The organism is Methylomonas koyamae (assembly GCF_019669905.1).
In the GTDB taxonomy this organism is placed as follows: domain Bacteria; phylum Pseudomonadota; class Gammaproteobacteria; order Methylococcales; family Methylomonadaceae; genus Methylomonas; species Methylomonas koyamae.
The window spans coordinates 64,157-85,167 of record NZ_AP019778.1 but is presented as its reverse complement, the minus strand read 5'-3'; the positions used below and the strand labels follow the sequence as shown (position 1 = coordinate 85,167).

Sequence of the window (21,011 nt, the reverse complement as noted above, 5' to 3'; positions counted from 1 at the left end):
GATGGCTATCGAATTTTCCGAGCGCACATCTACCCGAGCCATTTGCCATTTCTTGATGGTGTTGTTGATTTGGGTGCCGACCCATGCGGTGGTCGCTGACACTATGAGCGAATCAGCCAAAATTGGACAACAAACCGGGGAAAGCGCCGTCAGCGGGTTTGTAATGCCGACACTCAGCGCCGATCAAAAAAGCTTGGTCCTTTTTCCCAATACCGGTAAGGACGTATCGGTCCCGATCAGCGAATTGTATCCGGATTCAGAAACGGGTAACGCCACGACCTTCACCCAGTTGTACGGCAAAAACGCAGCGACCATCAAAGCCGGCAACGACATGCAAACGAGCATGGAAAGCCAAACTAGCCATACCGGCGAAGCGTACCGGACTCTAATCAAGTCGGCGAATCGGGCGCATCCCAATCTATTCGATGATCCCATCTGGGGAACGACGGATTATGTCATGCAGAACCATGATTTGTTCTCGCAATATTTCACCGACTGTAATAAGGAGGTCAAGGCGACACTCACCCCCGGTAAAGGCACGCAACCGGACTACAAAACCTGTCGGCGTAACCCTCCCATTACCAATACCTGCGTCGCCAGTCACGATGTACTGCTAGAGCCGGTCATTCTACCGGCCCAAGGCGAAACCAAAATTGCATCCTGTGGGGACGGATGCGTGGATCTTTGGGTGGGCATTGTGGGTGACAACTACTGGTGCGACGGCGGCTGCGCCCATCCCACTGTGTCCAGCCAATACATTGTGAAGCATCCGGAAGCGATCATTTCCGCGACCATCCTGTATGCCCAATGGGATGACTATATGCGGGTTCATATCAATGACCAGCTGGTCTGGACGGGTTACAACGGCTGGGCACCGTCGCCCAAGTGCGAAATGTCGACCAGTTGGCAGGCCTATCCCAACATCAATGTGACAGAACCTTTTGTCAACGCCCGGAAGAATTCCATCCTGAAATTCAATGCGGAGGCGTTGGTCTCAGGATGCGGCGAAGCCTTTGCGCAAATCCGACTGAAATACGATCCGCTGAAAATTATTATTCGGGACGAATGGACCATGAACGACAAGTCCTGCCAGAACCTAATTAAGGCGGCGGACGACGGAATTTGCAAAAACGTGAAAACCACATGTGATATCAACGCCGGGATCAAGATCGGCGACAAATATTGCATGGCCATCACCACTTCGGTGGGGCAAATGTGGGTGTGCGAACCGAATTTCAAAGACGCACCTTTCAAAAATATTCCGGAAACCTGCACCAAAGCGACCATGACCGCGACGTGCAATTCCAACGATATTCCGTGTTGGACAAAGCCGGACGGAACTAAACAGTGCGTCAGCGATATTGAAGCTCAGGTGCCGGAGACCTGCGCAACCCTGGAAGCGCGCGGCTGTGCCTTCGTCCGATCCGAGTGCGTCGACGGGACGATTGGCGCTAGCGGAAAGTGCTGGCTGTATCAGGATACCTATGATTGCGGAAAGGAATTCGGCGTGATAAAGGCGACGGCGTCCGTGAAACCGGACTGCGGCGAAACGGTACGCTGTATGGGCGAAGATTGTGTTGATATTACCCGTACACAAAGCCAGGATTTTACCAATGCCTTGGCCGCGTTGAATTCGGCACAACAAGCGGCGATGGATAAAACCTGTAGCGATCCGAAAGATGTGACCACCTGCAAGGTCTTCGAGGGCAAGGGAGGCTCATGCAAAGTAGTCAATCTGACCAGTGAAATCGATTGCTGTAAATCGCCGACCTCCATCGGCATCGGCGAGTACATCGATCTGATGTACAAGGTCAGTAAAACCCACAACATTGTCATGCGCTTGGATAAAACCAACCCGATTCGCGGGGCATGGCAAACCTTAAGCGACCCTTTGATCGATGCCGGTGAGGCGGTTTATACCCCCATTAAAACAGCCTGGGATAATGTGTTGCTTGAGCTCGATTCTGTCGTCGATAACATTGGCTCCGAGTGCACGGCCACCTTTTCTAAATCAGCGTATTTTAATGTGGTCAGTTCATTGCGGAATATGGCTATGGAAAAAATGGTTTCCTGGACTGCTGATATTTTTGGTCCACAAGCAGCGAATGCGCTATTCAGTGTTGCAGGTAGTCAAGGGGCGTCCTCAGCTGTGGATGCGGCCGGTAATTTGCAAGGGACTGGTGCGAACCTCCAGTTAGGAGGAGGGGCGGCTTATATCGGGACGATGCTCAACGTCATCATGATCGCCTATGCCATCTATCAAATTCTGAATATGGTCGTACAAATGATCTACAAGTGCGAGCAGAAGGAATACGATTTGATGGCCAAAAACGCCGTGAAAGCCTGTAGTTTTGTCGGGCAGTATTGCGGCTCCAAAATACTGGGGATGTGCGTACAACAGAACTACGCCTATTGTTGTTTCAACTCGCCGTTGGCCAGGATCCTGCAGGAACAAATCCGGCCGCAATTAGGCAAGGATTTCGGTCCGCCTAAGTCGCCCCAATGCGAAGGCATTGCAATCAGCGAACTGCAAAAAGTCGATTGGAGCAAGGTCAACCTGAGCGAATGGATCGGTATTCTCACCAGTACCGGGCGCTTACCGACGGCGCAAACCCCGGAAAAACTCAATTTGGATGTCTTGACCGGCGCCAGTTCCGATTTGAATTATAAGGGCGACCGTCGCAATACGGCGGACCGCAATGTTCTGCGGTTGCAAGGCATCGACATGAATCAGACCCGGCAAGACGCGGAGGAGCAAGGCTGGTCCATGGGTCCAGGTCTCGCTCCATCTCAACCTTAAGGAAAACTGCCATGACATCAACCACCGCTCGATCGCTCGCCGTCGCCATCGTGTTGTCCTTGACGGCGTGCGCTCCGGCCTCCCGACCCATTGTGATTTCGGAGGCACACCGCAAAGTGCTGCCGGCCGAGGAAGCGCATCAAATTTCGTTTTTAATTCGCGACGTACTCGGTAGCCGGAGTAAAAGGCAAGATGTTCAGGATTTAATGAATCAGCAATTCCAGGCCAAGCAGTTTAAGACCCGCAAAGAGGCAATGGCTGCGATACCAGCCGGTGCGACCAATCCGATACGGAATATGGCCGAAGACGCCAGTTTCGTTGGGGCGGTAGCCACTGGCGCACCGTTGTCCCCGGCCGGAATGGACGTCAGCACTGGCATCGGGATGGCGGGATTGGCACTGAGCCTGTTAACACCCTCTGCAAAGCCGGCCGACTTGTACAAAGTGTATGGCCGCTTGTATATGGACGAGAGCTATGCCAATTCACTCAGCATCCCGGTCACTGCTCGCTTGGATATGATTCGCCGCTTCGAAACCGCTGTGCGGCAAGCCGGATTGACGGCGACGTGTCAGGATAACTGCGGCGATGACAAAAACGTACGCTGGCGGGTGTATAGCCTGACGGGTGGCGCCGAACCGTTGTGGGCAGTGTTGCGTCTCGCCGATATGGAACCGGCGCCCCGCGATCCCGCGCGCGACGAAATCTTAGGTTACCCGGTAATTTTGCAAAGTGCCACGGACAAAGACGATAGCGTGGCCACCGCCCACAGCCTGGTAATCCGCCGGGCGCCACCGGTACCGGCCACCTTCGATCCGGCGAATCAGTTTCAGGATGCGGGACAAACCGCGTGGGATAACCCGAAAGCTCGTCAAGTCTTGCGCGGCATGACGGCCGACGGCCATTGGTTATTCGCTTGGTGTCTCAGTGAAGGACAACACCTCGCAGCCTGGAAAGGGCGATTATTCGCGATATCGCAGCCGAGCTATTGGGTGGATATCCGAAATTCCATTGACTATGAAATTCTGGAGTGAAAACAATGACCGAAAACTCGACTACCGTAAACGCCTTGCTAGAAATCGTCAAAAGCAACGCGGATGTCATGCGCCAAACCCAGCGCATCAATACCGCATTTAGAACGCTATCGCTATTGGCGGTATTGAGTTTTTTAGGACTGTCCGTCTACTCCAATTGGTCGTCTCTGACTAACCGGAATCGACCCCATGTCGCGATGGTGCGTATTAGCGGCGAAATCGCCCCGGACGGCCAAACCAATGCCGATAGCGTGATTGCCAGCTTGCGCACCGCCTTCGAGCAGAATCAGGCGAAAGCTGTGATGCTGGAAATTAATAGTCCCGGCGGGACGCCGGTACAAGCCGGCATGATCTTCGATGAAGTGCTACGCCTAAAAACAAAATTTCCGGATAAGAAAGTAGTGTCCGTGATCAGCGACCTTGGCGCCTCCGGCGGATACTACGTAGCAGTGGCCGGTGATGAAATCTATGCCAATCGGGCCAGCATGGTCGGATCGATCGGCGTGCGAATGGACTCGTTCGGATTTACCGGCATCATGCAAAAACTGGGCGTTGAGCGCCGATTGTATACGGCTGGAAAATTCAAGGGCGTCGGCGATATGTTCTCCGACCCGGAACCCGAAGCCGTCGAACAGCTGCAAACCATGTTGTCTCACGTACACCACCAATTCATCGAGGTGGTGAAAACGCACCGCGGGAATCGGTTGAAAGACGATCCGAATCTCTTTACGGGAATGGTCTGGAGCGGAGAAGACGCGTTAGGACTTGGCTTGGTCGATGGTATGGGCGATCGCCGCAGCGTGGCGGAACAAATCCTGAAGTTCCAGAAAATCGTCGATTACACTCAGCCGGCCGATGTGTTCAGTAAATTGAGCCAGATTCAGGCCACCGCGAGTTCGGCGATATCCACCGTGATGGGTCTGGTGTCAATGCTTGCAGCTATGCCGATGACCTAGGGGATGACAGAGAGATTGCCCAAATATTACACAGTTTTCTAACTGGTTGAATTGTGGGGGCGTTTGCCGATGATTGACTGATTTGTCACAAGCTTGTCCACAGATTTTGTGGATAAGTCGGTGATTGCCGCGCTTAATTGATGTCGGATCGGCCTTTTGGGCTCACCACGTCGAATGCCGTCGGAGCGCGTAACTCTAAGCGGCTGAGGCCGTTCCGGAGCAATTCGTTACGCCATTCGAGGAGTTTTTCGGCCAGCTTGAACAGGCGCATTTCATCCAATTCGGTTTGTCCGGGTGAGCTTTGGGGCTGAGAAGGAATCGCGCCTAATTCGGCGTCGACGTCTCTTACTGCCAGAGCATGGGCGAGTTTCAACCAGAATTGATCCTCATTTAACGACTCGCTGAAGATTTTGTAAATGAGTTTTGATTCTAAGGAGTCGGACACCATTCGGTGAGGGAGTCCGGGGATATCGACGACCAAATCGGCACATTGGAACCGTTCGGCGTAGCTCAAAAGTTTTTCGATCAGCGCGCGATAAGGCTCGGTGGACTTGAGGTTCTTCCGTTCTGCACTGAGCACGCACCTGTCAGCCAAGAACAAAAACTCCAGTAATAACCTGTATTCATCTTTCGAAATAGAAATTTCCATGTCATCGATCATCAGGGTACTCGTTGAAAAGGGATTGAAACGGCCAGGGGGCCTGAGTAGGTGAATTTCAGAGGCATTTAGCCAGCGGGTTTGAATTTTTAAAAACGAGATAATGAAACCATGAATCCATGTCTGCTCCTATTGCTGTGCCTGCTGCTCCCGTTGACGGCTCGATCCGATGGGGGAGAGCCGTCTTTTTTTCTGGACAAACAGCGGGGATGGTTTTGGCGTGAAACAACTCCTGACACTAGTATAGAGCAAACTCCCAGTCCGCCTCAGACAGAGGAAAAGATTTCATCAAATCCTAATCCTCCCTCTGAACCCCCTCGGCCGCCCGAATACCTCTCTGCTGAATGGTTTAGAAAAAATCTCGAACACTACAAGGACGCCGCCGTCGATAACCCCACTGAAAAGAACGTGGCGGCTTACTACTACTTGCAACGGGTAATGATGGATAAAGCCCAGAAGTTTGCCTCTGTGGCGCAACGAGTAGTTATGAGCGATCCGCGGCTGGACGAGAATAACCGGCGGCCGCTGGCCACCTTTGCGTCCAATGCCGCCAATCAAATGGCGACACAGGCGAATGAACAGGCCATGTCGACGATATCCAAACAAGCGGGCCTTTTGTTTTTTTTCCGTTCGGATTGCCATTTTTGCGAAGCGCAAGCGCCCTTGTTAACGGTGTTGGAGCAGCGTTTCGGTTTCAAAATTTATCCGGTGTCTTTGGATGGCAAGCCGATGCCGTCGGGATTCTATAAGCAATTCAGATCGGATACTGGACAGGCAAAGGCGTTAGGCGTGATGTCTACTCCGGCTTTGTTCTTAATGAAGCCCCCAAACGAAATCTTGCCGATTGCCCAAGGCGTTGTGTCGCTGGACGATTTGACCTCTAGGGTATTGCTGTCGGCCAAGAATGCCGGGTGGATATCGGACCGGCTGTTTAGCACGGCGCGCGGGGTGACAGATTCAACTTTTTTGATTCCGGAGGCGGGGACATTGACCGAGCCGGTAATGAACGATCCTGGCCGATTGGTTGAGGCATTGCGCGCGCAACCCGTGCTGCCTTAACCGTTTCTATTCATTAGCCTACTAGGAGCTGTTATGGGGCACTTGCGTATTACTCGAATCATCGTTCTGGCGTGGATGCTAGTGCTGCCGGCCAGTGGGTTCGCTGACTTGCAACAGGAAATGGACGCGATGTTCGGCACGATGACCAATGTCACGACGCCAACCGCACACCTAGGCCAGAGGCGAGGGGTCATTACAGGTGGATCCGTAGTCTCCCGTAATAAGATTGTGGAAACTAACTTGGTTTCCTTTCAACCCCCTTCGTTTAGCGCCGGATGCGGGGGTATCGATTTATTCGGTGGCAGCTTTTCTTTCATTAATAAGGACCAGTTCATTACCTTGATGCGCTCTGTCGCTGCCAACGCAACGGGATACGCCTTTCAATTGGCTATCGACGCGATGTGTAATCAGTGCGGAGTTCTTATGTCCGGCCTGCAAAAACGGATCCAGGACCTTAATCAAATGTTCTCGAATTCGTGTCAATTGGCTCAAGGCATTGTGAACGATGCCACCAGCTTGTTACCGGCATCGGTCACCGAGAATATGAAAAAATCGAAAATCTCCTTTTCCAAGGGGGTTACCGATGTCTTCGGGGCGCTGACCAACACTTCGACACAAGGCGACCCGACTAAACAAGTCTCCAACAACGCGCCTACCGAAATGAAGAAGATTATTCAGGGGAACCTGGTGTGGCGAGCTTTAAACGAGAAAAACGCGAAAAACTGGTTCCAATTTGGCGGTTTGGATTTACTCGAAGCGATGATGAGCATCAGCGGCACGGTCATTGTTAATGAGCCCTCGGCGGCCAGCGATGGACAGGGAGATACCAATCCTGTCATTGTGTTAAACGGCATTATCGGGATGAAAGAGCTGTTAAACGGTTCGGGTAGTGGCAGTTATAGCAAAGTCAAAATCTACGATTGCGATACGACCGAAATCGACGGTTGTTTGAATCCGGTCATTAAAGACGTGACCTTAGTCGGGCTGCGTAAACGAGTGTCCGACTTGTTGATTGGTAATAGCGTCAAACCGGGTTTGGTTTACAAATTCGGCACCAATACCGGCGACTTAACTCCGGATGAAATGGCATTTATGGAGTTGGTACCAGGGGCCGTCGCCGCGATGATCCGGAACATGGCCAGACAGGATTACGGTATGGCCAGATTGTTTGCGGAAGATGCGGCGCCAGCAATCGCGCTGGAGTTAGCACAAGCGATGGTCCAGAACTTATACGATGCCGCCCGCTATGCTTCCTCACTTGAAGATAGCGCGTACGCCGCGAAATTGGCCGATACCTTAAGCGTGGCTAGGCAACAAATCGAAGACGATTCCACTGAATTGGCGATGCGATACGGCAATATCAAAGCCGTGGTCGATTTTTATTCGAACATCATGAAAGCCACTCCAACCCGTAACTACGCAGCATTCGATCAAACCGGCGCTAGCGCCGCCAATTATCCCACTCAGGAGGAAACCAAGTGATTTACGAAATATTTTCGATTGGAGACTCCCAGTTCCTCGCAGCGATACTGAATGCGATCGCCATGATTTCTTTAACCGACGATTACAAAGGAGCTGCTGCAGTCGGCGCATCACTGGGAGTGACGATGGTGATGCTGCGAGGTTTGACCCAATTCAATGCGAGTGGCATTCGCTATCAGGATGTCTTTGCTTCTATGTTGATTTATACCGCGCTCTTTGCGCCGGGTGTAGTCGTCAAGGTTGAAGACGCCTATTCTGGTAACGTGGTTGTGGTCAACAATGTGCCGTTTGGGCCGGCGGTAGCGGGTTCCATCCTGTCCAATATGGGTTACCGCTTGACGCGTTTGTTCGAGCAAGGATTTTCGGTACCGAGTATGACTGAACACGGGTTCGCGGATCCGCTCAATACCTTAATTGCTGTCCGAAAAAACCTGTTATCACGGATAACTCTGGGAAAAGCCAATTCACCGAGTGCCAAGGTCGATCTGGAAGCTTCGTTCGTCAATTACGTAAAAGAATGTACGTTAACCGGGGTCGATTTAAATCAGACCACGTTAGACGCGATCATGCGTACGGCGAGCGTGATGACGGCGATACGTTTCAATTCCAAAATCTACACCACAGAAGTCTACTTGGGCGCCGGTCCGACTGTCTTGACCTGTACCGATGCCTATGCGGCGCTGGATGATTACATTACCAAGTATGGCATTACCGGTTTAGAAGACTTACTGCAGCAAACTTTGAATCTCGCAAGGTCGGAGGACGTGTCCACGCGTATCAGCGATGCGTTAACAGCCTTGTCCAATAGCACTATCAGTGCGAACGATTACATGCTGGCGAGCCTGATCGTGCCAATGTTCGAAAAAGGTATCGTCGGGCGCTACGAAGATGGCTTGAAGTGGAACAAAGCGGCCATGGTCCATCAATCCATCCAGCAACGCAACATGCAATGGGCCGCAGAACAGACGCTGTTTACCCGGATCGTCCGGCCAATGATGACCTGGATAGAGGGTCTCAGTTACGCCATTACCCCGCTCATGGTCTTCGCCGTCATGCTGGGGTCTGCCGGGATTTCGATGGTTGGCCAGTACTTCAAAATGCTGTTATGGATCCAACTGTGGATGCCGATCATGGCGGTCATCAATTTGTACATCACCATGTCGGCTCTCGGAAAAATGGACGCCCTGGATGCGCAAGGCTTCAATATTCCCTCAATCGAAGGGATTTACCAAATGGATATGGTGTTGCAAGATTGGGTGGCAATCGGCGGCATGCTGGCGTCTTCGACGCCGGCGATCGCCTTGATGCTGGTCTACGGCGGCTCGGTCACCGCCACGCATTTCATGGGCCGCATGCAGAGCGGAGATTATATCGACGAGCGTGCAGGATCGCCTGCCGTGTTGGCGACGGCCCCGGTGTTTGCCAATCAGTCGGCCTATCAACACTCTCCGCTGAAAGGCACCCACCGAACCGGCGCGGAAAATGTGCTGCCGACCTTCAATGTGTCTCGCGAGGCTTCCGAAGCCGTCTCGTCGTCATCGAACTATATGCGCCAGGCCGGCGCTCAATTTATGAGTTCACTGGCGAATTCGGCGGGCAACAGTTTTGCCTCGAATCGCGACGCCTCGACAGGACAATCATTTTCTCGCCGGCTAAACAGCAGTTCGTCGGAAACCGACAAGCTGATGCGCAGCGAAGGGTCATCATACGCACAGCGCTATAGCGATACCAATATGACCTCGGATCAAATGGCTTCCGTCTTGTCAGGCGCCGTGGCTCTGGGCAGCGGACTGGAAAGAAAAGAGGTCGATGGAAAAGATGTCGATGGAAAAGATGGCGATGGAACCCAGAGTAATTCTAACGGTGGCTCCAGGAAGGACATGCTACAAGCCAATATCAGTGATCGACTCCAAAGCCAATTCGGCTTGAGCAGCCAACGTTCGAACGAAATCGCACACGATATGGCGACGCGGCTCACCGAAGATGCGGGATTTCAAACTGACTTAGCGCGCAGCGTGGCAACCGATGCGCATTCCGATACCCGCGAAGTTGTGTCGCTGGGTCTTAACAACCAAACACTACAAAGTTTGCAATCGTCTGCCAATGATGTGTTGTCCGCTTCGGAAGCCTATAGCGCCACGGCGTCGATGCAAAGCCGCCTCGGCACGAATGCACAATTCGGCGCATTGGAATCCGGACAGGCGATCAGTACAAAACCCGGTTTAATGAGCCGCCTGAATAATGAGTTAACGCGGTTTGGGTTAATCGGCGACGCCCAGACACTAGCCAGTGACTGGCGAGCGTCAGGCTTAATTACGGATAAAGATCAAGCGTACGCGGCGGCCGGCATGTCATTACTCACCGGCCATTCGCCGGCGAGATTCAGAGCTATGAATCCAAGCGAATCGCAACAGGCAAAAACCGCTGGGTTCGAATTACTGCGCGAATCTTTCACAGCGGAAACCGGTCAACTCTCCGATCCGAACAGGAACGCCGGTCTGCGATCCGATGCGCCGGCTTACGGCACCGCACATTCGGAATTCGATCGAGCCGGCGTCGCCAATCCGCGAGGTGCCGCGGGCAATTTGCCGCAGCAGGTGGATGGACGGATGGCCGAAATCGGGAATGAAGTGCACAACGGCGACGAAAGCGTCGACCGGTTTCACGACAAAGAAACAAGCGAACTCAATGCCGGTACCCGATCTGAATTTTCAGAAATGGCGGGGGCTAAGGCTGAATACTTTGCCAAAGAGATTGCGCATCTCGCCAGAGGCGAAAAATCGGTTGGTGAGATGAATTACGATGGAGTAGCTGGGACTCTTTATAGTGCTAGAAATTACGTTGAAAAAGTCGGTAGTTCGGCCTACGCAGGTGCGAATTCATTCTTTGAAAGCATGTCGGCGTACATAAATCAAGGCGATAGCTATTGGAATGCTGCTGAAAAGGCTTTCAATGAATCAGGCGAAGCGGGTGCTCAAGCGGTGGAAGCCTGGCGGGATATGAAGGGTAACGAGATTGCCCATCAGCTTACACCGAGCCAGCTCGAGTACTACAAAGCTGCTTTGACAGAAACATTCAGCGGCATACAAACAGCGGATTACGGCCTGAGCGACGGTTTCGGGACAACAGCCGCGCGAGAAAAATTAGTTGCTGAACATGGCCAGATAGTTGGTGATGACATCGCTAAATTGCTCAATCGCGCTGCGACACAGAATAGACCGGATCTCGCTCACTCGATTGGTAATTACAACGACGCCGTAAAAAAAAACAATAGTGCTGGATCAGTAGAGGTGCCGAAGCCGTTGCAGCCGATTTTCGATCAAGTGGAAAGCCGATACGGGCTGCCTGCCGGGATTTTAAGCAAGATGGCGTCCGCTGAGTCGGCGTTCGATAATGATGCACGGTCACGAAAGGGTGCGCAAGGCATCATGCAGTTGATGCCGGACACGGCGGAGCGGTTTGGTGTTAAAGATCCGAATAATCCAGAGCAAGCCATTGATGGCGCAGGGCAATATATGCGCTTTTTGCTTGACCGTTATGACGGCAATTTAGAACTAGCAGTAGCGGCGTATAACTCGGGGGAGGGCAATGTCGATAAACATAATGGTGTACCGCCATTTAAAGAGACGCAGAAATACGTGCGTGACGTGTTGGGCTAATATCCCGTAACTTTTGTCAGCCCTAAAACCGTGTAGAGGCTGGCGTTGTAGCGCTGGTACTATAGCGCTTAGCGTTTACCTGAGAATTTATACATGAGTCAAGGGCCACTAACCCAGTGAGAAAGAGCAATATACGTAAGAGGAGCCCTGGTAATGTCATCGATTTATGGACTTTGAAAACCTGAACAGTCCCACCACACAACTTGCAGACTGAATGCATGGCCACGCCGTATGAAAAATACACATACGGCACAATTCTTCGATGGCAATGCGGGCAAGCAATGCGGCCGTCATCGATTTTACGTGTGTGAGTTCTTAGGGCAGCGGACTTATTCGTACTCAGTCTTAGCATATCAAATGAGTGAGGTTACGATAATTAAAATAGCTTTACTTAACGTCTTGCAGTATCAGCATACACCTTGGGCGGAGGTTAGCAAATATTGTCCGCCGACTATGCTCCCTGCCAAGTGTAACTATCTCTAACCGGGCCATTTTAAAAAGCCACCTGTAAGGCGGCGAACTCAATTATTTGGCCAGAGGAGAGAAATCAGTTTTTCTAAACCGCCTATACGGCGGCGGACATCGACGGCATCACCACCTTCGACGCATTGCTTTTCTAAGCCGCCTGTGCGGCGGTGGACAAAAACGCGCCGGCACAAAATTGGCGGTAACTTTTCTAAGCCGCCTGTGCGGCGGTGGACTGGGTTGAACGTCGATTCCACTGCGCCCATACTTTCTAAGCCGCCTGCGCGGCGGTGGACGGGCTTTGCCGGCGCATCGATGCAATGGCAGATTTCTAAGCCGCCTGCGCGGCGGTGGACAAAGACTTGCAGAATCAGCTCGACAAGCTGACTTTCTAAGCCGCCTGCGCGGCGGTGGACGAGACGCCAACGTCACGGGCTCGGCCAACCTTTTTCTAAGCCGCCTGCGCGGCGGTGGACTTTGAAAACGAAGCGGACATGATCCGCGGGCTTTTCTAAGCCGCCTGCGCGGCGGTGGACCAAACCGAACCCCCGGCAGTCGGTCACAATCATTTCTAAGCCGCCTGCGCGGCGGTGGACGCCGGATCGACGGCACCTGACGCGGTTCCGATTTTCTAAGCCGCCTGCGCGGCGGTGGACCAAAATCGCCACGCTGCGCGATGCGATTCATGTTTCTAAGCCGCCTGCGCGGCGGTGGACAGGTGACGATCACGCGCACCGCATCGGTCGACTTTCTAAGCCGCCTGCGCGGCGGTGGACCCGAGGAAGAGCAGTTAACCCAGTTGGTAGAATTTCTAAGCCGCCTGCGCGGCGGTGGACTGATTTTAAATAAACGGGAAGCCGGTTGCGGCAAGGGGTGCGAATGGATAAAGCCATTATCACCATCCGCAAGAGCCCCGGCCGTAACCGGCCGATTTAGTTCACATTGTTAAAGAGCAAAAAAAATTGGGTCAAAATTCCGGTACGGTGGCAACGCTGCTCAGGCCATAGGCACTAAAACTGCCTACCACCGGATCGGCGGTTGCGGTTTTGCTGATCCACAAACAAAAGGTTTGACCGCCGCTCAAGCTTTGCAAGCGAATGAAAGGCAAGGCCACAGAAGGCTTGAGCATGTCGCAATAGCGGAACGATAGCGGGTAAGCCGGGTTCTCGCCCGCCGCCCTCAGTTCCACCGTCATGTTCAACGCGGTCGCCAAATCGACGCCGTGACGCTTGGCGTAGCGCCGGGCCAGACGTTTGGGATTGGTTTTGGGCTGCACCCGCCGGTAAACCGCATACCCGAGCAGCTTGTCCGGCACCGGTCGGATGCCGGTGCAATGCACGTAGTCGCTCAGCCGCGCCAAACGCTGCGGCGCGGCGAAGCGTTCCAGCGTAGTTTCATCCTCGGCGAACAGGCGGCATTTGTCGCCCAACCCCAGGCGCTTACCATCCGCGCTGTGTTTGGGAAAACCGACACCAATAGCGCCGCGTTTATCCGCATCCAGCATCTCTACAAAGCCCAGATGGAGCTGCTGGAATACTTTGGACCACAGAAAATTCAGCCCGACTTCGGGATTGGGCAGCAAGGTGATTTCCAAATAAAAGCGCATGGCTCAATCCTTGCCGCTTTCGCCGAACACGCCGCCGCGCACCAATACCGCCATCACGTAATGCTGTTCGGTCTGGCTCGCGAACCGCCTCGGGCGAAACTATCGAACAAGGTGTAAAAATCGACCTTGGCTTTGGGGGTTCTAAAAGCCTTGCCCAAGTTGGTGACCGCGCCGTAGGGTTCGATGGCGATTGGCCCGATGTAAGGGCTGTCTTCATCCACCGGATACCAGGTGTCGATGCTGCGCAAAGCGTTGCCGATTTTTTGCGAGTGCATGCCGGCGTGGCCGTCGATGTGATAGAGGATTTTGCTTTTCTTGGATTTGCTGTTGCTTTTGTCCAGCACCAGTTCTTCGCTGGGGTAAACATCTTGCGCTAAACCGACTTGGGCATAGGCCGTAACCGACAGCATCAAAAATTCGCGGCGGCCGCTCAACGCATCGGCGATCAGATCGGCAAGTTCCAACACGCCAGCCGGCAAGTTGTCGAAGTCGCGGACGCTGAAAGTTTTGGCATTGAAGGTCCAATCGCGCTGTTCGCCTTCGTTACAGACCCACACCCGTACTTCGATATTTTCCGCGCCAACCCGGTTACGCCATAGGAAGCGGCCGTTGGCGAGGTTGGCAGCGTAGCGCTTAGCCAGTTCTTTAAAACCTTCGGCTTGGATGTAAGCATCGGCGGCCTGCTTGTAGCTGGCGGCGAATTCCGCGCTGTTGCAGGCGGAAGGCTGTTGGACGCCACTCAGCACTTTCAGGGTAAAGCTGAGTTTCAACGTGTCTTGTTCGCTACCTAAAGCACAACTGTCCACGGTTTGCAGGTTGGGCTTTTCGATTTTTGCATTCAACTTGATAGGATCTTTGTCAGCTTCTTTCGTAATTCGGTTGGAAATGGTGCCGCGCACCGATTTTTCTTGCAGCTTGAGCACTGTCGCCGATTCATCGCGCTTATCCCACTGGGTGCCGTAAAGCCGTCCATCCGAGGGCACCAGTTTTTTCTCGAAGGCCAGTACCGAAGCGGTGGCTAATTTGTCTGTTTTTGCCATGGTGATTTTCCTTGCTGTTAAGCGTTGCGGGAGTGTTGTTCGATGAGATACAGATAGTTGTCTGCATCGTAGCGGCTGCGCCAAAGCAGGTCGTCCAGGCGTTTCAGCCGATGCGGCATGACGAATTCGCCCAAAGTGACCAGGCTTTCGGCAAACCGATGCGGCGTAATTTGATCGCGCTGGTGTTCGGCGTGGCCCAATGCGCTGACGCCATGAAAACCGGCTGCAATCGGCACGATCCAGCCCTTGGCTTTACGCTCGGCCGTCCAGGACACATGGCCGTCATCGTCGGTGCGGCTTTGGTAGTGAACCGCCAGATAATCCAGCAACGCGTCGATGGCATCCTGGCCTTCGGTCATGGCTTGCGCCATCAGGTCGCGGCGCTGCTTCAACACGTAACTCGGCATCAGTTTTCGGGTCAGATTCGCCAATTCATTGTCGCCGGCTATTGCCAGCCACTGTGGCGCTTTATAGCCGAGGCTGTCGCCGCCGGCCCATTTCAGTTTGGGTAGATGCCGATTGACGGCGGCCAGAAATTCGTCTTCGTTGGCTTTGCCTATGCCTTGAGTTTCTATCGCCAGACTGACGTCGAGGTGGCAGCGGGCTTCTTCGATGAACGACGGGCGCTCGCCGCTTTTATCGAGCGGGTTGCCAGTACCGACAATGGAATACAGATAATCGCCGGCATGTTTGTAGGTCTGTAAATCGATGCGGTGGCAGGCAACCGCCGTGCGCGAAAAACTGAGCTGCGGCAAGCCGTCGGCATTAAGTTTGCGTTGCAAGGCATGCACGCCGCCCAACCAGGCCGTCAACGCCGGAAAACCGATGGTATACGGGCTGGACAAGGCATTGGCGTTGTGGATGCGCAAGCGCGGAATCAACAAAATGCGGTTCATCGCAAGACCTCCCGATGGTCGTCCAATAATTGCCGAAAATGTTTAAGCTCGGCATCTCCCAAGGCTTTGGCCTGGCGCTCGCCGATGGCGTGTTTATAGGTAATCGCCAACCAATCGGCCAAGGCGACGATTACGGCGTCCAGCCAATCGTCGGCTTGCTCGCGTTGTTCGGCATGGTCTTGATCCAGCCAGATTTTCTGCGTCGGAGGCAGTTGTCCGTGTTCCGACCAACCGCCAGGCAGCTCGCGCAACGCCCAAACGGTTTCCATCACCTGCTCGGCGATTTGAAACAACCAATAGTCGCGGCCTTCCCGCACGTGGATGTTGGCAGGCACGTTGTCTTGGAACAAGGCATGCAAGGCCTGAAACTTTTCCAGGAAATGCTTGGCGTATACGCTTTGGAGAAAAAAATCGGTCTTCGGTGGCTGCAGCTTGTTTAGCGTGAGCGGCGGCGGCAAAGACGGCAACAGATAGGCGGTTCCGCCGTTTTGGTTGTTCAGCACGCTGATGTTTTGCGGCTTGGTGCCGCCAAAGCCGATTTCGGTCAAGCCATAGAATTCCTGGTAACCCGTGTCGTGATGCTGTTGATTGCGTCGGGCTTCGCGAGCCTGCTTGGTGGTTTCGGCAAAGCGGATCGAGTTGATTCGTTCCTTGAGCTTAAACATCAGGCCGGACGGCGTCAGTAGCGATAGCAAATGGTAGCCGCCGTCCACCGGGAAATAGACTTGTTTGATCTTGTCCGAAGTGCTTGTCCTATCCGGTAATTGATTGATCTGCAATAGACCCTGCCGAATGTCCGTATAGGGTAGCGACGGCAGTTCGAGCTGTTGCTTGACCAGGTCGCTGTCGTTTTCGAGATGGGCCAAAATGGATAGGCCATCCGCCAATTTCAGACTCAAAAATTTCAAAATCGGAATGTTGGCGGCGGTATCGAACACCATGTCCGGCTCGACCGCGACATTGCCGCTGCGCAGAAAACCGTCGGGTTTGCGTTCGGCGCTTACACGAATTTCGCTGGTATTTTTGACGTCGGGATGGCTGAATTTGACGGGGTGGGTCACGCGAAACAGCTTATGGGTTTTAGTTACCGCCGTCGGTAACCAGTCATTCAGTTCTTGCTGTAATTCCGCTTCGTTTGGCGCAGATGAAGTTTTCTTCTTCAGCCGTTCGGATAAAAATTGTTGCAAAGCCGGGTCCATCATTTTTAATATCCTTGATGAGTTATGGCGCAGCAGAGTTTAAGCTAGAACCTATCAATATTCAATTTGTACCCTAAAGTTAATAAAATTGTGGGTACAATGAGTACTTTATCGGGAGAGAATTATGCCTATCGAAAACGGCAAACAAGACGTCCTAAAAGTTCGTATGGACTTGGCAACCCTGCAAATGCTGGAACAAGCGCGCCAATACGTTGGCCTGGACAAAAGCAAATTCATTCGGCAGAGCGTTCGGGAAAAGGCGGAAGCCATAATCGCCGAGCATCAACAAACCCGATTCAGCCAGGAGGACTGGCACATGTTTTTCGAGCTGTTGGACCACCCTCCGGAACCGACCGAGCGGATGAAAAAAGCACTGCAAACCTATAACCGCATCGTCGGCGATGAAGTTTGAGTTATTGCAACCCAAGCTTCACGACCGGCAAAACTTCGATTGCGGCGACAGCGTTTTAAACCGCTATTTGCGCCAATTTGCGCAACAGGACCAAAGCCGCGACCTGAGCCGGGTCTATGTGTTGGCCGATACGCAACGCATCGTCGGCTATTACTCGATCAGCGCTTGTTCGGTGAACCGCGACGAATTGCCCGATGCAACCAGAGTTACGGCTTACCGGGAATTGCCGTTCATTTTGCTGGGCCGCCTGGCAGTAGATAAACAGTTTCAAGGCCAGGGGTATGGCGATGCACTGATCATGCATGCCTTTAAAACCACGAACGAGGCCGCCGAAAAAATCGGCATCTTCGGCATGATCGTCGACGCCAAACATGAACGCGCCGCCGAGTTTTACCAAAAGTTCGGTTTCAGACGCTTGAACGCCACGCCGAATCGTTTGGTGTTGCCGTTCTCGGCGATCAGAAAAGCAATTTAGTCGCCGCCATCCCGCCAAATCCCTAGTTGTTCGCAATAATTAAACTGCGTTTGCCGTTGCCGGTCGGTATCGCTGATCCGCACATTGATTTCGCCGTAATACAGCGCGGCATATTCACGACTCCAGCCGTGGCGTTCCGCCTGTTCCTCCAATAACTCGGAATAGTCACGCCATAGCCACCAACGCTGTTGCTCCATTGAAGTTAGCGCAACGCGCTGGATTTTGTAACTATTCTCGATCGGATTGATACCACCTTGAGGAAGTTTTTCGACAAATCGAAACTCACCGTCTTGGTCCGGCACATCGAACAGGGTTTGTTGCGGGTCTTGCCGGCGAAACGGCTTCAGCCGTTGCGGCAAGGCCGTCAGCCACCAATGGCCGCTCAGCCAGCCTTGCAAGGCTTCCGGCCCTGTCGCGGAATAATCGTTCAGCAATTGCCGGATGCAATGGTGTTCCAGATCGGCCAAATTGGCGGTTGGCTGTAATTCTTGGGATTGACGGATGCGCGGAATCGCGTTGATGGCCGCCAACTGCTCGGACGGAATCAGCCTGGATAAATCGTGGCTTTGCAGCATGTTTTCCGTGGATTCGAAGCCTGGCCGGCGAAACGCCGGCACATTGTCAGCCTGTTTCAGCGCCTTCAGGTTGTATTGCAACAAGCCAATATTCGGCGCATCCGGGAGCTGTTGGCGATGCCGCAATACTCGCCCGGCCAACTGGATGATGGAGCGGTAGGACGACGGCTCGACCACCGCCCAATCAAAGTCGTGATCGCGCCCGACTTCCTCGACCGGTGTGGCAACCAGGATGAAAATCAAATTTTCGGCTTGGCACGCGTCGACATGCCGACGTATCGCTGGGTTTTCGTAAACCGCTGCCGGTTCAACGCGTTTGAGGACTTGGTCCAGATGCTTTTCCTGGCTGTGTCGCAACAGCAACACTTGCTGACTGTGGTAGGCCATGATGCGGATGTCCACATCGGCCGGCCAGTCGGTCGAATGCGCCAAGTAGCGTGTCAGCGCGATGCACGGTGGAATATTGGCCATCCGCACCACGCCGAACGAAACACGCTTGCCGTTGTGAGGGTCCGCCGAGGCGTGGCGCCGATGTTGGCGGATGACAGCAGCCTGAATGTTCGAAAAATAAGCCGTCTCAATATCGTTGGCTCCGGCCTCTGGCTTGGCGACTTCAATCAGTTCGCCTATGCGTCTGGGCGGATTAAGTTTGGTGTTTTGTAAAAACGTACAACGCTTGGCGATGAAGGCTTGATGCTCGGCGCGGTAGGTTTCGATAGCATCAAGCGGAAACGCGGCAACCCGGTTGTCGTTCTCGTCGAACCAAGCGCAACCGATAGCCGGTTTGGCTTCGCGAGCCGCGGCGAACAAGCGCCAGCCGGCTTGATAGGCATTGAAATAGCCTTCGGCCAAAGCCGGGGTAATGGTGGCCGACGAGATCATCACTTTACAACCCAGCATGGCGGTCAAATTAATCAAGCGGCCAATTGCCACCAGGTCGTCGCCATCGAAATCGTCGATTTCGTCGATCACCAAATCCGACGACAATAAACGCAAACTCGGCAGGATGTGCCGGCCGCCGCGCGCGGTTTCGGTAGCGGCCATCAAATGATCGATGGTGCAGGCAAGTACCGGTGCATACAACAGCTTTTGTTTTCGGCTATCGACCTGGCCGGCGCGATTGGTCCACAAGGTGCCGAGCACGCTGAGCGCCTGCTCCGGAATATCGAAATCGATGTCGTTATTTTCGCCTACCGATACTGCCGATTCGGAACCCAGTGGCGAATCTTCTTGTGTTTGGCGGTGCAAATCGCTGACCGCTTGCGAGCCGATCATCACAGCCAATTCGCCGTTATCCAGCCCGATGCGTTCGCGGTATTCGTCACCGGTTTGCAGGGTTAACGTACGTAATCCCAAGGCCAGCACGTAACGCAGGCTATCGCCGTCCGGCGATAACGCCCGCATGATTTTGGCATTGGCCAAGGTTTTGCCGCAACCGGTGCTTGCCATGTTGACCGCAAAAAAGCCGTAGCGCGGCGTGGTTTGGGCGCTCTCCGTTCGCCAACGCTGAATCGCCGCGACGGCTTGATCCTGCCAGCGAAATCGCGGATCGCTGCTTTTTTGCTGGAGCTTTTTTAAATCGTAAGCGGCGGGCGGTTCGCTTTCCAGGCGCGGCAGGCGCCGCGCCAACGTGGCCGAGCATTGCGCAACCTTGACCAGATGTTCGTCCAGCCATTGTTTGGGCTGGCCGTCGGCATCGGTATTGGCATACAGCGCAACCGTTTGCCGCCATTGCGGATCGGCGGCTTGCGACGAATATTGATGATCGCCCAACATCAAGCTGAGCCGGGCAAAATGCAACACCCAGCGGTATTCGCCGTTGTGCATGACCTGTTCCAGCAACGGCAGGCATTTCAACAGCTTGTTGGCGGCGGTTTGCAGTTGTTCAAGCCAGGGTTGCGATTGTCTTAGCAACCCTTGCGGGAATTGGAAGCATTGCTTGTCATCACCTTCGTTGCGATAACCCCAATCGGCGGTGATGATGCCTAAGGCTTGTTGCAATGTCTCAACTGGCTCGCCGCGCCACTGTTTGGCATTATCCCAAGTCAAATCCGGCAATTTGTGATGCGTGACGATCAGCCAAGCCAACAATCCGGCACCATCCGGTAGTTTTTGCAACGGCTTTTTTACGTTTTGGCCGGCCGCCGACATGAGTGGTGTTTCATCCCAAACACCCTCGGCCAGCCGCTGCAACCACGTACTGTCGTTGTTGGCATCTTGGATCAACGCGCGAAACAGTAATAGCGATACCCACTCGTGCCGCAACGGATCGGGCGGCTGCTTAACTTGCAATTTGCGTTGGAAACACAGCGTCGCCTTACCCCAATCGTGCAACAGCGCCGCCATGACCGCCAACGCCTTGATCAGCGGCAAATACAACCATTGGTGCTCCGGCTGGAACGTCGGCAAGGTCTTTTGGCTGCGATTGACCGGCACGATGCCTTCCGCATTAAAACAGCGCCGATTTCCCACGATCCAAACCAACTCGCTCCTACTCCTGGACCTGAGCCAATGGCAGGCTACCGCCGTATTTTTAGTGGCGGTTTTGCGCAGCAGGGTTTTGACCGCGAACAGGCCTTCTTCGGTAATGACGGTTTGCCAGGTGTTGTCGCCGATGCGGTTGGCGAAGGCGTCGAGGACGCGACGGGTGCGGGCCAGGGCTTTTTTCTGGCATTGGCTGACGAAGGTGACCATCATG

At 53.6% G+C, this 21,011-nt stretch carries 13 protein-coding genes, 1 pseudogene and 1 CRISPR repeat array; of the genes and pseudogenes, 8 read left to right on the top strand and 6 right to left on the bottom strand.

Features of this window, described 5'->3' with window-relative positions; all coding sequences use genetic code 11:
* The first annotated feature begins 1 nt into the window (after nt 1).
* The 3 genes from traN to MKFW12EY_RS22150 are packed head-to-tail and all read left to right on the top strand — an operon-like array spanning nt 2 to nt 4,787.
* Nucleotides 2–2,800, top strand: coding sequence for a conjugal transfer mating pair stabilization protein TraN (gene traN, locus MKFW12EY_RS22160; RefSeq protein ID WP_054759582.1), 2,799 nt, complete (start codon nt 2–4; stop codon nt 2,798–2,800).
* A gap of 11 nt (nt 2,801–2,811) precedes the next feature.
* Entirely contained in the window at nt 2,812–3,831 is a 1,020-nt protein-coding gene (locus MKFW12EY_RS22155) for a hypothetical protein (RefSeq protein ID WP_157199215.1), read from the top strand.
* 5 nt (nt 3,832–3,836) lie between these two features.
* Nucleotides 3,837–4,787 carry a S49 family peptidase gene (locus MKFW12EY_RS22150; protein ID WP_054759586.1) on the top strand — a complete coding sequence of 317 codons (951 nt, stop codon included), beginning with the start codon at nt 3,837–3,839 and terminating at the stop codon, nt 4,785–4,787.
* Nucleotides 4,788–4,920: 133 nt separating this feature from the next.
* On the opposite strand, the gene MKFW12EY_RS22145 is transcribed toward MKFW12EY_RS22150, so the two are convergent.
* Nucleotides 4,921–5,448, bottom strand: coding sequence for a hypothetical protein (locus MKFW12EY_RS22145; protein ID WP_064023745.1), 528 nt, complete (start codon nt 5,446–5,448; stop codon nt 4,921–4,923).
* Nucleotides 5,449–5,556: 108 nt separating this feature from the next.
* Between MKFW12EY_RS22145 and traF the strand changes: the two genes are divergently transcribed.
* Genes traF through MKFW12EY_RS22130 form a run of 3 tightly spaced genes read left to right on the top strand, consistent with a single transcriptional unit; the run spans nt 5,557 to nt 11,645 of the window.
* Complete coding sequence (gene traF / locus MKFW12EY_RS22140) at nt 5,557–6,504, top strand: conjugal transfer protein TraF (protein WP_221054693.1); 948 nt, start codon at nt 5,557–5,559, stop codon at nt 6,502–6,504.
* Nucleotides 6,505–6,537: 33 nt separating this feature from the next.
* Nucleotides 6,538–7,986 carry a conjugal transfer protein TraH gene (locus MKFW12EY_RS22135; RefSeq protein WP_054759592.1) on the top strand — a complete coding sequence of 483 codons (1,449 nt, stop codon included), beginning with the start codon at nt 6,538–6,540 and terminating at the stop codon, nt 7,984–7,986.
* The gene (locus MKFW12EY_RS22130; RefSeq protein ID WP_221054692.1) at nt 7,983–11,645 is read left to right on the top strand and encodes a conjugal transfer protein TraG N-terminal domain-containing protein; all 3,663 of its coding nucleotides are present in this window, start codon (nt 7,983–7,985) and stop codon (nt 11,643–11,645) included. The genes MKFW12EY_RS22135 and MKFW12EY_RS22130 overlap by 4 nt, the downstream gene beginning before the upstream one ends.
* A gap of 553 nt (nt 11,646–12,198) precedes the next feature.
* Nucleotides 12,199–12,946: a CRISPR direct-repeat array (repeat unit 28 nt; unit sequence TTTCTAAGCCGCCTGCGCGGCGGTGGAC).
* Nucleotides 12,947–13,077: 131 nt separating this feature from the next.
* On the opposite strand, the gene cas6f is transcribed toward MKFW12EY_RS22130, so the two are convergent.
* The 4 genes and pseudogenes from cas6f to csy1 all read right to left on the bottom strand — a co-directional run bounded on the left by cas6f (nt 13,078) and on the right by csy1 (nt 16,854).
* The gene (gene cas6f, locus MKFW12EY_RS22125; protein WP_221054691.1) at nt 13,078–13,716 is read right to left on the bottom strand and encodes a type I-F CRISPR-associated endoribonuclease Cas6/Csy4; all 639 of its coding nucleotides are present in this window, start codon (nt 13,714–13,716) and stop codon (nt 13,078–13,080) included.
* A gap of 3 nt (nt 13,717–13,719) precedes the next feature.
* Nucleotides 13,720–14,756, bottom strand: a pseudogene (csy3, locus tag MKFW12EY_RS22120) (type I-F CRISPR-associated protein Csy3).
* A 17-nt stretch (nt 14,757–14,773) separates the two neighbouring features.
* Nucleotides 14,774–15,652, bottom strand: a complete 879-nt coding sequence (gene csy2, locus MKFW12EY_RS22115) for a type I-F CRISPR-associated protein Csy2 (protein WP_221054690.1) — start codon at nt 15,650–15,652, stop codon at nt 14,774–14,776.
* Nucleotides 15,649–16,854 carry a type I-F CRISPR-associated protein Csy1 gene (gene csy1, locus MKFW12EY_RS22110; protein ID WP_221054689.1) on the bottom strand — a complete coding sequence of 402 codons (1,206 nt, stop codon included), beginning with the start codon at nt 16,852–16,854 and terminating at the stop codon, nt 15,649–15,651. Before csy1 ends, csy2 begins: the two co-directional genes overlap by 4 nt.
* A 121-nt stretch (nt 16,855–16,975) precedes the next feature.
* Between csy1 and MKFW12EY_RS22105 the strand changes: the two genes are divergently transcribed.
* On the top strand, nt 16,976–17,263 hold the full coding sequence (locus MKFW12EY_RS22105) for a type II toxin-antitoxin system TacA family antitoxin (RefSeq protein ID WP_054759603.1): 288 nt from the start codon (nt 16,976–16,978) through the stop codon (nt 17,261–17,263).
* Nucleotides 17,253–17,738 (top strand): GNAT family N-acetyltransferase, encoded by a 486-nt coding sequence (locus MKFW12EY_RS22100; protein WP_054759605.1) that lies wholly within the window; start codon nt 17,253–17,255, stop codon nt 17,736–17,738. Before MKFW12EY_RS22105 ends, MKFW12EY_RS22100 begins: the two co-directional genes overlap by 11 nt.
* On the opposite strand, the gene cas3f is transcribed toward MKFW12EY_RS22100, so the two are convergent.
* Nucleotides 17,735–21,010: a type I-F CRISPR-associated helicase Cas3f gene (cas3f, locus tag MKFW12EY_RS22095; protein ID WP_221054688.1), complete on the bottom strand. Its 3,276-nt coding sequence runs from the start codon at nt 21,008–21,010 to the stop codon at nt 17,735–17,737. The genes MKFW12EY_RS22100 and cas3f overlap by 4 nt on opposite strands.
* Nucleotide 21,011: the final 1 nt, after the last annotated feature.

What these genes read in the sequence shown, in the direction of transcription:
- traN (WP_054759582.1), top strand. Translation starts at nt 2, where the DNA reads ATGGCTATCGAATTTTCCGAGCGCACATCTACCCGAGCCATTTGCCAT.
- MKFW12EY_RS22155 (WP_157199215.1), top strand. Translation starts at nt 2,812, where the DNA reads ATGACATCAACCACCGCTCGATCGCTCGCCGTCGCCATCGTGTTGTCC.
- MKFW12EY_RS22150 (WP_054759586.1), top strand. Translation starts at nt 3,837, where the DNA reads ATGACCGAAAACTCGACTACCGTAAACGCCTTGCTAGAAATCGTCAAA.
- MKFW12EY_RS22145 (WP_064023745.1), bottom strand. Translation starts at nt 5,448, where the DNA reads ATGATCGATGACATGGAAATTTCTATTTCGAAAGATGAATACAGGTTA.
- traF (WP_221054693.1), top strand. Translation starts at nt 5,557, where the DNA reads ATGAATCCATGTCTGCTCCTATTGCTGTGCCTGCTGCTCCCGTTGACG.
- MKFW12EY_RS22135 (WP_054759592.1), top strand. Translation starts at nt 6,538, where the DNA reads ATGGGGCACTTGCGTATTACTCGAATCATCGTTCTGGCGTGGATGCTA.
- cas6f (WP_221054691.1), bottom strand. Translation starts at nt 13,716, where the DNA reads ATGCGCTTTTATTTGGAAATCACCTTGCTGCCCAATCCCGAAGTCGGG.
- csy2 (WP_221054690.1), bottom strand. Translation starts at nt 15,652, where the DNA reads ATGAACCGCATTTTGTTGATTCCGCGCTTGCGCATCCACAACGCCAAT.
- csy1 (WP_221054689.1), bottom strand. Translation starts at nt 16,854, where the DNA reads ATGATGGACCCGGCTTTGCAACAATTTTTATCCGAACGGCTGAAGAAG.
- MKFW12EY_RS22105 (WP_054759603.1), top strand. Translation starts at nt 16,976, where the DNA reads ATGCCTATCGAAAACGGCAAACAAGACGTCCTAAAAGTTCGTATGGAC.
- MKFW12EY_RS22100 (WP_054759605.1), top strand. Translation starts at nt 17,253, where the DNA reads ATGAAGTTTGAGTTATTGCAACCCAAGCTTCACGACCGGCAAAACTTC.
- cas3f (WP_221054688.1), bottom strand. Translation starts at nt 21,010, where the DNA reads ATGATGGTCACCTTCGTCAGCCAATGCCAGAAAAAAGCCCTGGCCCGC.